Origin of the sequence: Flavobacterium sp. CLA17 (assembly GCF_013112255.2) — a bacterium.
GTDB classification, from domain to species: domain Bacteria; phylum Bacteroidota; class Bacteroidia; order Flavobacteriales; family Flavobacteriaceae; genus Flavobacterium; species Flavobacterium circumlabens.
The window spans coordinates 1,206,561-1,220,480 of the sequence record NZ_CP068294.1; the positions used below are offsets into that span (position 1 = coordinate 1,206,561).

13 protein-coding genes and 1 riboswitch are annotated in these 13,920 nt (G+C 37.4%); of the genes, 5 read left to right on the plus strand and 8 right to left on the minus strand.

The annotated features are described in order from the left end of the window. Positions 1-8: 8 nt before the first annotated feature. Positions 9-213, minus strand: a riboswitch (cobalamin riboswitch). Positions 214-281: 68 nt separating this feature from the next. The 5 genes from cobC to HAV12_RS05335 form a co-directional block, all read right to left on the minus strand. After that, complete coding sequence (gene cobC / locus HAV12_RS05315) at positions 282-818, minus strand: alpha-ribazole phosphatase (RefSeq protein ID WP_171568770.1); 537 nt, start codon at positions 816-818, stop codon at positions 282-284. Further along, entirely contained in the window at positions 803-1,600 is a 798-nt protein-coding gene (locus tag HAV12_RS05320; RefSeq protein WP_171568771.1) for an adenosylcobinamide-GDP ribazoletransferase, read from the minus strand. Before HAV12_RS05320 ends, cobC begins: the two co-directional genes overlap by 16 nt. A gap of 50 nt (positions 1,601-1,650) precedes the next feature. Beyond that, the gene (cobT, locus tag HAV12_RS05325; RefSeq protein WP_171571634.1) at positions 1,651-3,330 is read right to left on the minus strand and encodes a nicotinate-nucleotide--dimethylbenzimidazole phosphoribosyltransferase; all 1,680 of its coding nucleotides are present in this window, start codon (positions 3,328-3,330) and stop codon (positions 1,651-1,653) included. A gap of 112 nt (positions 3,331-3,442) precedes the next feature. Continuing rightward, entirely contained in the window at positions 3,443-3,967 is a 525-nt protein-coding gene (gene cobU / locus HAV12_RS05330; RefSeq protein WP_171568772.1) for a bifunctional adenosylcobinamide kinase/adenosylcobinamide-phosphate guanylyltransferase, read from the minus strand. Between the two features lie 164 nt (positions 3,968-4,131). Further along, a complete protein-coding gene (locus tag HAV12_RS05335) occupies positions 4,132-4,494 on the minus strand; it encodes a DUF5522 domain-containing protein (RefSeq protein ID WP_132036593.1) in 363 nt (120 codons plus the stop codon). Between the two features lie 173 nt (positions 4,495-4,667). Here HAV12_RS05335 and HAV12_RS05340 point away from each other — a divergent pair, with 173 nt between their 5' ends. Genes HAV12_RS05340 through HAV12_RS05350 form a run of 3 tightly spaced genes read left to right on the plus strand, consistent with a single transcriptional unit; the run spans position 4,668 to position 7,670 of the window. Further along, positions 4,668-5,810: an ABC transporter substrate-binding protein gene (locus HAV12_RS05340; RefSeq protein ID WP_171568773.1), complete on the plus strand. Its 1,143-nt coding sequence runs from the start codon at positions 4,668-4,670 to the stop codon at positions 5,808-5,810. Between the two features lie 5 nt (positions 5,811-5,815). Then, complete coding sequence (locus HAV12_RS05345; RefSeq protein ID WP_370528477.1) at positions 5,816-6,844, plus strand: iron chelate uptake ABC transporter family permease subunit; 1,029 nt, start codon at positions 5,816-5,818, stop codon at positions 6,842-6,844. Between the two features lie 49 nt (positions 6,845-6,893). After that, on the plus strand, positions 6,894-7,670 hold the full coding sequence (locus tag HAV12_RS05350; protein ID WP_132036595.1) for an ABC transporter ATP-binding protein: 777 nt from the start codon (positions 6,894-6,896) through the stop codon (positions 7,668-7,670). Between the two features lie 170 nt (positions 7,671-7,840). Here HAV12_RS05350 and HAV12_RS05355 read toward each other — a convergent pair whose 3' ends face one another. Both HAV12_RS05355 and HAV12_RS05360 read right to left on the minus strand, forming a co-directional pair. Further along, positions 7,841-8,296 carry a tRNA (cytidine(34)-2'-O)-methyltransferase gene (locus HAV12_RS05355; protein WP_171568774.1) on the minus strand — a complete coding sequence of 152 codons (456 nt, stop codon included), beginning with the start codon at positions 8,294-8,296 and terminating at the stop codon, positions 7,841-7,843. A 75-nt stretch (positions 8,297-8,371) separates the two neighbouring features. Beyond that, positions 8,372-8,956, minus strand: coding sequence for a pseudouridine synthase (locus HAV12_RS05360; protein ID WP_171568775.1), 585 nt, complete (start codon positions 8,954-8,956; stop codon positions 8,372-8,374). 141 nt (positions 8,957-9,097) lie between these two features. Between HAV12_RS05360 and HAV12_RS05365 the strand changes: the two genes are divergently transcribed. After that, a complete protein-coding gene (locus HAV12_RS05365; protein ID WP_171568776.1) occupies positions 9,098-9,457 on the plus strand; it encodes a hypothetical protein in 360 nt (119 codons plus the stop codon). A gap of 371 nt (positions 9,458-9,828) precedes the next feature. Then, on the plus strand, positions 9,829-13,278 hold the full coding sequence (locus tag HAV12_RS05370; protein ID WP_171568777.1) for a T9SS-dependent choice-of-anchor J family protein: 3,450 nt from the start codon (positions 9,829-9,831) through the stop codon (positions 13,276-13,278). Positions 13,279-13,346: 68 nt separating this feature from the next. Here HAV12_RS05370 and HAV12_RS05375 read toward each other — a convergent pair whose 3' ends face one another. Continuing rightward, entirely contained in the window at positions 13,347-13,886 is a 540-nt protein-coding gene (locus tag HAV12_RS05375; RefSeq protein ID WP_171568778.1) for a MepB family protein, read from the minus strand. Positions 13,887-13,920: the final 34 nt, after the last annotated feature.

The window sequence follows — 13,920 nt, forward strand, 5'->3', positions numbered from 1 at the left end:
CCCGAGAGTTCGATATTTGTTACAAAGGCAGGTCTCCTGGCTTGCGTCTTGTTGTTTACCTTCCCACCCGCCTTGGCGAGCAGTGGTTTGTAGCTAACAACAAGCGTTCTTTACGAACTTAGCTTACAGTTGCGGGTACAGCTCAGGATTTTACCTGATTCCCTTTTAATGTGTTTGTGATATTACAACACAACCTTAAATTTCGTGCAAAGATAGCGTTAAAATTATTGAATATTCAAATTTGTTTTGCTTTTTGAATTAAATTCTAAACAAATCAAGTTTTAAAGTTCTATTTTAATGACTTGTCCAAAGTCTGCTTTGTTCTGAAAAGCATCTTTTAAAGGCAGTGAAGTTTGATGACAAAGGAAGCTTCTGATGACTCCGGCATGTGCAACAATAATTATAGATTTATCTGTTTTTTTCGAAAGCTGCTCCGCTAAAAAAGCACCAACCCGTTCATGTAATTCGACAAAAGATTCTCCATTTACAGCGCTGACGTTTACAAAATCTTCCATCCACGGATTAAGTTGTTCCGGTGGAATACTATTCCAGTTTTTCATTTCCCAGTCTCCAAAATTCATTTCCATTAATCTTTCGTCTTCCTGGTAAGAAATGGTTTTTATTTGGCTTTGAATGTATTTTGCCAATATCACACAGCGTTTTAAAGGGCTGGAGAAGAGAATTGCTTCTGATGGTAATTGGGAGGTAATGTTTTCAAAGATTAAATCAAAAGGTTCGGCCAGACTAACATCAGATTGTCCGTAACAAATTCCTTTTTCGCAGGAAGTTTCCGTATGACGGACTAGAAAAATTTCCATACCAAAAGAATACTTAAATAATAAATAACTTCACAAATCTGCTGAGTGGCACCAAGACAATCTCCCGTATAACCGTCAATCCATTTTTGAAAATACCGGGCTAAAAAATACCGGGTGATAAATACCGGAATTAAGACCAGAAGAAGCTGATATTTAAAATAAGAGAGCACAAACAAAGGCAGTAATCCGAAGAAAAAAGCACCTAAAACTTCTTTCCATGTATTGCTTTTTGCAATCGGTTTACTCTTGCTGGAAGCATCATCCCGTGAATATTCATACGTAAAAATAATACTTATGGCTGCCAGACGACTCAAAGCATGCGCTGAAACAAACAACAGGAAAATTGGTGAAACCGAAAACGGAAGACCAGTTTCAAAAAGCAAAAGAGATTCTGAAAGCAATTTAAATTTTAGCAAAAAAAGCAAAACCAGACCAATTGCCCCATAAGCGCCAATAGCACTGTCTTTCATAATCATCAGAATTTTTTCTTTGGTCCAGCCGCCGCCAAAACCATCGCAGACATCTGCAAAACCATCTTCATGAAAGGCACCGGTTGTCAGTACAGAGGTAATAATTGCTAAAATCACCGCAATTTCCGTTGACAGAAAAAGAGAAAAAATATAAAAAGCCAGAAAAGAAATGCTTCCCACAATCCAACCGATTAAAGGAAAGTAACGTGTGGCCTTATTCAAATAATCCGGATGGTGATCAATGTTTTTCGGACAGGGAATTCTGGTGTAAAACATTAAAGCAGTAAAGAAAATATGGAGTTCTTTTTTCATTGAAAAATAATTTGTTGTAATAAAACACTGAGACTGCGACTTAAAACTGCCTACTTCCTGCTAACCCCCGCATTTTCAAAAGTAGCCATTTCATTCAAAAAAGCTTCCGCTGATTTTAAAATAGGTAAAGCAATTGCACAGCCCGTTCCTTCGCCCAAACGTAAATCTAAATTTAAAATGGGTTTTGCCCCTAGATAATGTAATAATTTCTGATGCGCATGCTCAGCTGAAACATGACAAAAAACAGCATTTTCTTTAATGTTTGGATTCATTTTGGAAGCAATCAGAAAAGCCACACTGCAAATAAAGCCATCTACTAAAATCAGCATTTTGTGATCGTAAGCGGCTAACATTCCGCCGGCCATCTGTATAATTTCAAAGCCTCCAAAATAAGCCAGTTGCTGAATTATTTCTGCTTGACCGGAATAATTTTCAATGGCCTTTTTTAATATATTTTGTTTCTGAAGTAACTTTTCATTTTCAACTCCAGTTCCTTTTCCGACGCATTCTTCAATGTGGAAACCCGTTAGAAGGCTCATTAAAACAGCAGCCGTTGAAGTATTTCCAATTCCCATTTCACCAAAACCAATGCAGTTGCAGGCTGTTTTGGCGATATCGTCTACGATAGTTTTTCCTTTTTCAAAACACAATTGCAGTTCTGTTTCGCTCATAGCGGGAACATGTAAAAAAGACTGCGTTCCTTTTGCAATTTTGGCATGAATCAATTTAGCGTTGGTTGGAAAATCATAATTTACACCGGAATCTACAATTGACAACGCAATATTATTTTGATTGCAAAAAACATTGATGGCCGCGCCGCCTTCCAGAAAATTATGCACCATTTGTCGCGTAACATCCTGCGGATAAGCACTGACGCCATGATTGGCAATTCCGTGATCTGCAGCAAAAACAACAATATTCGTATTTTTTATTTTTGGATTTAAAGTTTCAAAAACACTTCCCATTTGGAAAGCTAAGGATTCTAAAACCCCTAAAGCGCCAATTGGTTTGGTTTTAGAATCAATTTTTTCCTGTAAAAGCTGGCTGAAAGCGACTTTGTTTTCATTCAGAGCCTGAGAATTGAATTCAAAATCGCGAACTTCCTCTTTCATCACCGTTTTGATTTCAGTACAATCCGGAGCTTCCGATTTCTGCTTCCAGTTTAATTGCTGCAGCATCGGCTGGTTATCATAATTGGTGGCCGGTTTTCCGATACAGAAATATCCGAGAGGTTCAATGTTTTCCGGTAAATCGATGATTTTTTTAAATTGGTAATAATTCAAAATCGAAACCCAGCCCATTCCGTAACCTTGTTCCGTAAGCGAAAGCCAGATGTTTTGCGCTGCGCAGACCGAACTGAATTTAACGGCTTCATTACTGCCCACCGTTCCGATCGTAAACTTATTCAAAACCGATCTGTCGTAAGCAATGATCAGCCCGATTGGAGCTTCTTCAATGGCTTCCAGTTTCAGGGATTGGTACTGTTCTTTTTGTTCCGGATTGTCGGTCAGTTCTGCAGCTTTTGTATTATACTCTGAAAATAAATTCTTAATAGCACTTTTAACGGCTGCCGATTTAATGATATAATACTTTGTAGCATCGGTAAGCCCAACCGAAGGCGCCCAATGTCCTGCCCGCAAAGCATTTTGTATCACCTCATCAGGGACTTCTTCGGAAGTAAAATGTCTGGTATCACGGCGCGATTTTAATATATCATCTAAATAGCTCATCTGTGTAATTTTCAATTTTTAAATTCCAAAAAGGAATCCAATAAGAATTTCATGTTTAAGTAAAGATAAAGTGTCACTTTGGAATTTGGAATTTAAAAAATTGAATTTCTTTTTAAAATTTGGATTTTTCCCCTTTGATGGTAACAGGAATTCCGGAAACCATCAGTACAACTTCGTCTGCTTTTGCGGCTAAAAACTGATTCATCCATCCTTGCAGTTCGGTAAACTTTCTGCCAATATGAGTTTCAGCATGAACGCCCATTCCAATTTCGTTGGTAACAATTATCAGGGCTGTATTTTCCTGTTGGGCTATTTTTTCAAATTCAGCTTTTGCCTCTTCCAGAGATAGGGACACGTCATTTTTAGTATCCACAAAAAAGTTCGTTAACCAAAGTGTTACACAATCAATTAAAGCTACTTTTCCGGTGAAATCAATCTCACTCAAATGTTTTTCTTTTTCAACGTTCGTCCAACGTTCGTCACGTTCCTGCTGGTGCCTGTCAATTCTGTTCTGGAAATCCGAATCCCATTTTCTGGCCGTCGCCACATAAATCGGCGCGTCCGAAAGTTGTAAAGCCAAATTTTGAGCGTAACTGCTTTTGCCGGATCGTTCACCGCCGGTAATTAGATAGATCATTTTATGCTATGAATTAAAAGTTGTCAATTAGGAATTATTGGGGCGTTCCCTTCGGTCGGGCTATCCACTTTATCTTTTGTTTTTTAAAGAAAAAAACAAAAGGATGCCGTTCCTATCCCTAACGCAGCCACGAATTTATGAATTTATAATTCACAGGAAACAATTCAATACGGACAATGTCTGCATTCGTTTCCGCAGCAAGTTCCTCTTTTTAGGTGAAACCACGCTTTGAAAACATATTTTTCATTCTCAATATAATAATCAATTCCTTCTATTAATTGTTCAGTTTTGGGTAAAGCCGCTGCTTTATTGTGAAGGGCTTTTTCCGGGGTAAGGGTTTCAATGTAGGCATCTATTTTATCTTCACATGCTTCTTTAAAGCAAACCGGACAAAGACAGTCGCCACCTTCAGAAAGATTAAAAATAGGAGGGTAGTCATTGCACCAACATTTGTTTTCAACAGAAATATCTCCGCAGCTGAAAGAAGATTCACAGCCTGAGCAAACTTTTGTTTTTGTGGTATTCATGTAGGTAAAAATAAGATTTGTTTGATTTTGTAAGAATAAAGGTAAACAAAAAAAATAGAAATTGGTTTACCTTTGCCCTTATTGAAATGTAAATATGAAATTCTAATAATTCAAAAATCATATCTGTTCAGAAGAATTACAAATACCATACCTTAAAATTATATAACCTAAAGATGAAACATTTATTACCTAAATTTATTTTTATTTTTTCTTTCCTGCTCCTGGTTGGATGTAAAAAAAATGAGGAGACAGTAGCTGCCAGTACTGCAACAGCAAAAAACAGTATCGAGTATGCTTCGGGGCTTTCTATTGTGAAACACGAAGGATATTCGGTGGTAACGGTTTCAAATCCATGGCCAAATGCCAATAAAAAATTCACTTATATCTTAAAGGAGAAAGAAGCTAAAGTACCGGACAGCTTACAATCGTATACCACCATAAAAATTCCTTTGGAATCAGTTGTAGTAACTTCAACAACCAATATTCCGTTTCTTGAAATGCTGGAAGTAGAAACTAAACTGGTAGGTTTTCCTCATACGGATTATGTTTCTTCAGAGAAAACAAGAGCATTGATTGATAAAGGTTCTGTTAAAAATGTTGGACAAAATGAAAAATTAAATGTAGAACAACTAATCGAATTGTCACCGGATCTGATTGTGACTTTTGGTGTAGACAACAACAATCCGATGCTGGATAATTTAAAGAAAAGCGGCCTGAATGTTTTTATCCAGGCCGACTGGATGGAGCAGTCCCCACTTGGAAAAGCAGAATGGATTAAACTGTACGGAGCCTTATTTGGTAAAGAAGATAAAGCAAAAGAATTGTTTGATAAGATTGTTTTGAGCTACAATCAGGCTAAGAAATTAGCAGCAGATCAAAAAGCAACTTCAACAGTTTTGTACGGATCGATGTATGAAGATGTCTGGTATGTTGCGAAAGGAAACAGCTGGGTAGCACAGTTCATGAAAGATGCACATGCCAATTATTTATGGGCAGATTTAAAAGGAACCGGAAGCGAAGGTTTATCCTTTGAAAAAGTTTTGGTGAAAGCCAAAACAGCTAATATCTGGATAGCGGCCGGATCGTTTAAAACGCTGGAGGAGTTTGGGAACACGAATCCGCATTATACTCAGTTTGATGCTTTCAAAAATAAAAACGTGTACACTTTCGAAAGTCAGTTTGGAGCAACAGGAGGAATCATTTATTATGAATCGGCACCAAGCCGCCCCGATTTAGTTTTAAAAGACTACATCAAAATTTTTCATCCTGATTTGTTACCGGGTTATGAACTTACTTTTGCATCCAAATTAAATTAAGCCAATTGATTCATAAAAAGCGAAATATAGTCCTGTTTATTGTGCTGGCTGTAGCACTATTGTTTATGTTTTTTCTGGACATTAGTTTAGGGTCGGTTACTATTCCGTTTAAAGAAGTGTATACCAGTCTGACGGGTGGGAATGCCAGTAAATCGACCTGGGAATACATCATCATTAATTATCGCCTGCCGAAAGCGATTACGGCTGTGTTGGTTGGCGTTGGGTTGGCTGTAAGTGGTTTGCTGATGCAGACTTTATTCCGTAATCCGTTGGCAGGCCCGGATGTTTTGGGATTGAGTTCAGGAGCTATTTTAGCGGTGGCTGTTGTTATTCTGGGCGCCGGTTTTTTACCGTCTTTTTTCAATACCGTTTTACTATCGCCATACGCAATTGTATTAGCGTCAACTTTAGGCAGTATTTCAGTATTGCTTTTGGTTTTATTAGTGGCACAAAGGCTAAGAAACACAATGGCAATCTTAATCGTCGGACTTATGTTTGGCAGTTTTACCAGTGCTATTGTGGGGGTTCTGACTCACTTTAGTTCAGCAGAACAGTTGCAGAAATTTACCTTTTGGTCACTGGGAAGTCTTGGAAATCTTTCCTGGACGTCAATTTGTATTTTGGCAGTCTGTGTAAGTTTAGGTCTGCTTTTAAGCGCGAGCAGCATTAAACCCTTAAATGCATTGCTTTTAGGCGAAAATTACGCTAAAAGCATGGGGCTGAATTATAAGAGGGCCAGACTAATTATCATATTTGCAACCAGTATTCTGGCCGGAAGTATCACCGCCTTTGCCGGTCCGATTGCTTTTATTGGTCTGGCAGTGCCTCATATTGCAAAGCTTACTTTTCAAACCAGTAATCACAGAGTTTTATACTGGAGTACGTTTTTTTATGGTGGAATCATTATGCTGTTTTGTGATATTGCCTCACAGTTACCGGGATTGGAAACAACCTTGCCAATTAATGCCATTACTTCTATAATTGGTGCGCCTGTTGTTGTATGGTTATTAATGAAAAAAAGGAATTTTCAATAAACACAAAAAGTCAGAATCTTAGCCGCTTACAACTTTAGCACCTAAAAAAATGAAAACAATTCTATCTACTTCAGATTTAAGTATTGGCTACAAGTCCAAGAAAACAACTGTGACTATTGCCCAAAACCTGAATTTAAATCTGGGTGCAGGAAAACTCATTTCTCTGATTGGAGCAAACGGAATAGGAAAATCGACTTTATTAAGAACCCTCACAGGAATTCAGCAGCCGTTAGCAGGAACCGTTTTTCTCAATAATAAAAATATAAATACCTATAAACCTTTAGCTTTAGCACAGAATTTAAGTCTGGTGCTGACTGAAAAACTCCCGCCCAGTAATCTGACTGTTTTCGAATTAGTCGCCTTGGGCCGCCAGCCATACACCAATTGGATTGGAACTTTAACGCCCGAAGATATTACCAAAGTCAATGAGGCTTTAGCGCTAACCCAAATCAGCCATCTGGCACTTAAAAAACATTTTGAAATAAGCGACGGACAATTGCAAAAAGTACTGATTGCAAGAGCGTTATCGCAGGACACACCGCTCATAATCCTTGACGAACCTACAACGCATCTTGATTTGCTTCACAAAGTTTCGCTTTTCAAATTATTGAAAAAACTAACGCAGGAAACCCAAAAATGTATTCTCTTTTCGACTCATGATATTGATTTGGCAATTCAATTAAGTGATGAGATGATTATTATGACTCCCGATGTAATTGTTCAGGATGAACCTTGCAACTTAATTTCAAAAGGCAGTTTTGCAACTCTATTCAAAGACGAACATATTGCTTTTGATGCCGAAAAAGGGAAGTTTATTATTACTTAGATTTTTTTCAGGAGCTAATCCTGCTGTCCACTATATCTTTTGTGGTGAACCCCACCACAAAAGGATGCCGTTCCCATCAGGGCTGGGAGATCAGTTTTATAAAAAAATAGTAAGTTACAATTACGAAATATTATTAAATCTCATTTTACCATTCAATAATTGATATCAGACTAAACCTTTAATCCAATTTGTCTTTTAGCTTCACCCACTACAAAGGCAACAGAATTGGCAATATTAAAGCTTCGGATCAATTTTGACATGGGAATCGTTAAGTGGTTTTCAAAACGGGCCAGAACTTCTTTGCTTAAACCTACGCTCTCTTTTCCGAAAACCAGCCAGTCCCCATCCTGAAAATCGGTTTGCAGGTAGGATTTTTGCGCATGTGAACTCATCAGGAAGACACGCGACTGATCCGGAATTTGCTTTATCCATTCCTCTATATTGGCATACTCGGTTACATCAAGGTGTACCCAGTAATCCAGGCCGGAACGTTTCAGGTTCTTGTCATTAATTACAAAACCAAAAGGGTGAATTAAGTGCAGACGGCTTTCGGTACCCACACACAATCGTCCAATGTTTCCGGTATTATTTGGAATTTCCGGTTCTACGAGAACAACGTTTAGCATTATTTTTTTGAGTTATGAGTTATTAGTTATGAATTATAAGTTATTAGTTGTAAAAATTATCAAATTGCCTCATTATCAAATTGCCTCATTATCAAATTTAAAAAAATCCTGAACTTCAAGAACTTCTCCGGCTTTTAAGTTTTGCAAATATACATTTCCTATCCGGACCCGAACCAATCGTAAGGTTGGAAAACCAACAGCAGCGGTCATTTTTCGTACCTGACGAAATTTACCTTCATTGACCGTTATCGATGCCCATGAAGTCGGACCGTGGCGTTCGTCCCTGATTTTTTTGGCTCTTGGTCCAAAATCAGGAATTTCTGTAACGATAAAAGCCTTGCAGGGCCTGGTTCTGTACTTGCCGCCATCAAAACCAATTTCGACACCTTTTTGCAGTTGTTCGATGGCTTCGGCAGTAATGACACCATCGACCTGTACATAATATTCTTTATCGACTTTTTTGCTTCTGATTTGTTCGCTTACCTTTCCGTCGGTTGTCAGTAAAAGTAATCCCTCAGAATCTTCATCTAAACGGCCGATTGCCATTGTACCTTCGGGAAAATCGTGTAATTCCCCCAGAAGCTTTTTCTTTCTTTTTAATTCATAAATAAACTGGCTCAGATAGCCGTAAGGTTTAAAAAGAATGAAGTGCTGGTGCATGTTTTAATTTTTAGGCAAAGATAGTTTTGTTTGATTATAATTGAAAGAAGAACGTTTTATTATCCAAAAGCTATGTTAAAGCATTCCGTTTTCGGATATAGAATTCGTAATATTATAATAAGAATTTTAAAATATAAAAATATGGAAACTAATAATTTAGGCTCTAAAAAAATAAACGGAGTACAAAAAGACATTGAAGAATCTAAAGGTAAAAATGTTTCTCATGATCATAAACCGGAAACAAAATTGCAGAAAGAAGTAATCACAGATACAGATGGCAACAAAGAGGTGGTAAACCGTGCCAGAAATGAAAATGAAAAAATAGATAAAGTTTCAGATCAAACCGATAGCGAAAATTCAAATCGCGGTGTTGCTACAGAAGAAGAAGTAAAAAAAACGGTTGAAAACAAAGACAGGAATTCTGATGTCACGCCAAATCGTTACCCAAATTCCCACCCGGATAATCATGAAGACAGAGGAAACATGAAATTAGATGAATAGTATGTATTGATTTTAAATTGTGGCACTTCTTAAAATCGTTGGCATACCATGGGTTTAGATGTATTTTCGGATGTAAAATTAAAGACTTTCTAATTTTGGAAGGTCTTTTTTTTTGTTTATTTTTCACATAATAAAAATAATAATCTAAGGTTATTTCTTATAAATCACTATATTGTAAGTAAATTTTTCGGATAATGTATAATGCTGTTAAACCTTGTTATAGCTGATAATAATGAAATAAATTTGCTGATAATTTCCTTTTAGTTAGCAGATGTTCATCAATTTGGATGCAATAAGTTTAAGATTTTACAATATTCCCTTAATATTAAAGACTATAAATTTGATTTCTAAAAACCCCTATTTTCAAACGTATGAAAAACATTTACTCTTTACGCAACGTAATCGCTTATTTTAGCTTTTTTTGTTGCTTTTCGATGAGTCTTGTGGCGCAGACCATGCCGGCAGCTCAAAGTTTACCGTATACACAGGACTTTTCGTTTGCTGCAACAGTAGCGACGTATCCGGCTGGTTTCCAAGGCTGGACGGTATCAACATCAAATCCTTCAGGGACAAGTCAATATGCCACAGCTGCCACTATGGTTGCCGACAGACCTTTGGCAATTAGTAGTACCGCTGCCATAAGTAGTGGTAATTTTCATAATTACGATGGAAAAATCGGCTTCCTGAACACGGGTTCTCTTGATTTGGCTATAGGATTTGCTTTCTCAACAGTGGGTCAGACTGCTATTCAGGTTAAATATGATGCGATGACCATTCGTAATCCGTATGATATACCACCAGCAACCGGTAGTACACGTATAAATGAAATGGTGTTACAATATCGTGTTGGCACAACTGCTGCTTTTGTTTCCTTATTGCCAACTGCTTATGTTAACAATGACGTAAAACAGATCACTGCTGTTACCACACCGCAGAATTTAAAAACCATAAAAGTAACCTTGCCGGCAGAATGTGAAAACCAGCCTGTTGTGCAAATTAGATGGATTTCCAAACAAAATTCAGGCGGAGGCTCACGTCCTTCTTTTGCGATTGATAACGTAGATGTAAGAAGTGATATTGCAGCTCCGGTAAACGCAACAGGTTATCCACAAGTAAGTACTGTATTGTCAGACGGTTTTGATTTCTCTAATAAATTAGATGAAGCTGGTAAAACGTCTTATGTTTTATTGCCTTCAGGAAGTGCAGAACCAACGGCAGCCCAAATAAAATCGGGTCTTGATGCCAGTGGAACTGCAGCTTTACAATCCGGTTTTTTAGACATTACAGATCCTTCACAGGTGTATGTGAAAACCTTTACAGGTTTGGTTATTAATACTTCGTACGCTGTTTTTTCTATTTCTGAAGATCTTTACGACAATATTCAGTCCACAGTAAATAAAGTTGAGGTTACTACTTCAAGTGTTGTAATTCCGTCTTTATCCACATCAACTACTTCATTGGATTTAGGATTTTCTGAAGCAAATTTTGATTCGGAAACATTGTCTTATCAGATTCAGGGAAGCAATCTTACGAATGATGTTGTAGTTACTGCGGGAGCTAATTTTTCAATTTCTAAAGACAATATCAATTTTCAATCTTCTTTAACGTATAATGTGCCTGATTTTGTTTCAAATGCAACACCAACGGTTTACGTGAAGTTTGCTCCAAATGCAACAGGTATTTTTTCGGGTCAGATCACACATGAATCAACCGGCGCAGCAACTAAAACGGTTACTCTTAAGGGAACGGGAATTAATCCTTATGTACAGGGTTTTAATGATACCAATGTTTTTACCAACAGTGGCTGGACTCAATTTAATATTGCGGGTACCATTAATAAATGGTCAACGACTACGGTAGCAAGAAATGTGAATTCAGGAACCGGAGCGGTTCTGATGAATGGCTTCTCAGATAATGGAGCCAGTAAGGATTGGTTGGTTTCACCAAGATTACGTTTAGATAATTTTAATCAATTTCCTTTATTGTCCTTCTACACGCGTAAGTTTTATGCAGGTCCGGGTTTAAAATTGATGGTTTCGGTTGATTATGACGGGAAAAGCAGTCCTGAAACTGCTACATGGACAGAAATAAATGGTAATTTCCCAACTGCAACAGGAACTTACGTACAGTCACAATATATAAATTTAGGCGCTTATAAAACAAGTCATACTTATTTGGCCTGGGTTTATGAAACGACAGCCGGAGGATCTAATAATGCTTCAGAATGGTCTTTTGATGATTTTGCTGTTACTAATGAGACAGGTTATGTGGCTTCAAATCCTGTTTTAGATTTTGGCGACGTAAGTCCTGACACCGTATCGGCTGGTAAAGCCTTTGATTTTAAAGCGGATGGTTATGGGGACATTACCGTTACTGCCCCTTCAGATTATCAGATTTCTTTAGATAATATTTCTTTTCAATCCAGTATTGTTGTCAATGCTGCAGACGCAGTGGCGGGTAAAATATTGTATGCACGATTTACACCTTCAGTAAAAGCATTAACGATTGCCGGTGCCTTAACGGTGACCGGAACGGGGCTAAACAAACCAATCGGAGCGTTAACCGGTTCGTCTTTGCCAAAAGCAGAAACTTTTGATGTTGTGACGTATAATCTGGAGTTTTTCGGTACCGACGTAAAAGATAAAAGCGGAACTGAATTCGGCCCAACTGATGATGCTTTACAAATAGAGAATGTTGCCAAGGTAATGAATAAGCTAAATGCCGATGTATATGTGGTACAGGAAGTTTCGGATGATCCTGCTATAGATGCTTTGATCCAGAAAATAAATATAAACGGAAAAACATTCGATAAAACAACATCCACTTCCTGGTCTTACTCTTTTCTTCTTAATGCAGACCCCTATTTTCCACCTCAAAAATTAGTGGTTCTTTATAACACACAAACTACTACTGTAAAAAACACGAAAGTGTTGTTTAAGGATGTATATGATGCTGTTCGTGCCGGAACTACAGTTTTACCGGGTTATCCCGGAACAGAAACTCCTCAAATTAATGATGATAGTTTTTTCTCCTCAGGCCGTTTGCCTTATTTGGTTCAGATTGAAACTAATATTGGCGGAATCAAAAAAGAAATTAACCTGATTGACATTCACGCACGTGCCAATAGCGGAAGTGATATGATGAAATACAATCAGCGTAAATATGATGTGGAATATTTAAAAGACGCTTTAGATACAGAATATCCAAATTCAAATTTAATGATTTTGGGAGATTTTAATGATGATGTAAAAATATCAGTTGTGGGACCAACTATCCCTTCGTCTTATCAAAAAATAGTAGAAGATACAGACCGTTACAATGCATTAACATTAGGAATCAGCCAGGCGGGAGCTTATAGTTTTTTAAGTTCAGGAGGATTTTTAGACCACATTGTTATTTCGAATGAACTAACAGATCAATATATTCCGAACTCAATTGCAGTATACGATCCGCGTACGGATATTTCAGGTTATACCACTACAACTTCGGATCACGGACCGGTAATTGCCCGTTTTGAATTAAAAGCGGATAATCTGGCTACAACTGATTTTGAAAACAAAAACGGATATTTTGTTCAGGCCTATCCTAATCCTGCTTCAGATGTTGTAAACGTTACAGTGAAAACAGCTGATGATAAAAATCTGAAATTAAGAGTTTATGATCTATCAGGACGTTTAGTAGTGAATCCGATTGAAGTAAAAGGAACTCAGGAAAAAAATAATTTAGTGATTCCGGTCGGTAATCTTAAAACCGGCGTTTATATTTATACTTTGACTGAAAATAATAAGGTTATTTACAGTGACAAAATTATTAAGAAATAGACAAAATTATATTCTTTAAACCAGAAAGGCAGCTTAATTTAAGCTGCCTTTCTTTATTATTTCAGTTTTTAATCATTGTCAAGTAAACTTTTGACGTGATTTAAATCTGTAGGTGAATTAATGGGAATTTCATAGAAAAAATTCAATTGCCAATGCTGGGTTTTCTGTGCCTGCTTGCTGGTGGTCTCGTCCCAGGGCGGATAAACTCTTGTGGCTCTTATTCCTTCCCTGGCAGCGGTAGAAAATATTCCTTTCACTAATAAAACTGATTTCGGAAAAATAAACTGTCCAAACAGTTCCTTGTTTCTGACACTGATTATCACATAATCAATCGCATCTGAAGCATCAAAGGGTTCAATAGTTTTTGATGATTTATTACGTTTCCATAATGTTACAAACTGACCCGTTTTTGTGGGCGTAATTTTGGCTTCACGATAGCAAATGTCCTTCCTGTTCAATTGGAAACGATAAGCACTGTATTCCGTACTTTCTGCTTCAGGATGAGGTTGGCTGCATTCCAGATCAAGCTGGTCATAAACCAATTCCCTGGCCATAAGTAAGTCCCGCGGAATTGAGTTTGGGGCATTCCAGTTGTTTTTAATGCTCATTTTAAGAGAGTTATTTTTGTTGCTTTTTTTTTGA

What these genes read in the sequence shown, in the direction of transcription:
- cobC (WP_171568770.1), bottom strand. Translation starts at nt 818, where the DNA reads ATGGAAATTTTTCTAGTCCGTCATACGGAAACTTCCTGCGAAAAAGGA.
- HAV12_RS05335 (WP_132036593.1), bottom strand. Translation starts at nt 4,494, where the DNA reads ATGAATACCACAAAAACAAAAGTTTGCTCAGGCTGTGAATCTTCTTTC.
- HAV12_RS05320 (WP_171568771.1), bottom strand. Translation starts at nt 1,600, where the DNA reads ATGAAAAAAGAACTCCATATTTTCTTTACTGCTTTAATGTTTTACACC.
- HAV12_RS05370 (WP_171568777.1), top strand. Translation starts at nt 9,829, where the DNA reads ATGAAAAACATTTACTCTTTACGCAACGTAATCGCTTATTTTAGCTTT.
- HAV12_RS05365 (WP_171568776.1), top strand. Translation starts at nt 9,098, where the DNA reads ATGGAAACTAATAATTTAGGCTCTAAAAAAATAAACGGAGTACAAAAA.
- cobU (WP_171568772.1), bottom strand. Translation starts at nt 3,967, where the DNA reads ATGATCTATCTAATTACCGGCGGTGAACGATCCGGCAAAAGCAGTTAC.
- HAV12_RS05350 (WP_132036595.1), top strand. Translation starts at nt 6,894, where the DNA reads ATGAAAACAATTCTATCTACTTCAGATTTAAGTATTGGCTACAAGTCC.
- HAV12_RS05340 (WP_171568773.1), top strand. Translation starts at nt 4,668, where the DNA reads ATGAAACATTTATTACCTAAATTTATTTTTATTTTTTCTTTCCTGCTC.
- HAV12_RS05360 (WP_171568775.1), bottom strand. Translation starts at nt 8,956, where the DNA reads ATGCACCAGCACTTCATTCTTTTTAAACCTTACGGCTATCTGAGCCAG.
- HAV12_RS05375 (WP_171568778.1), bottom strand. Translation starts at nt 13,886, where the DNA reads ATGAGCATTAAAAACAACTGGAATGCCCCAAACTCAATTCCGCGGGAC.
- HAV12_RS05355 (WP_171568774.1), bottom strand. Translation starts at nt 8,296, where the DNA reads ATGCTAAACGTTGTTCTCGTAGAACCGGAAATTCCAAATAATACCGGA.
- cobT (WP_171571634.1), bottom strand. Translation starts at nt 3,330, where the DNA reads ATGAGCTATTTAGATGATATATTAAAATCGCGCCGTGATACCAGACAT.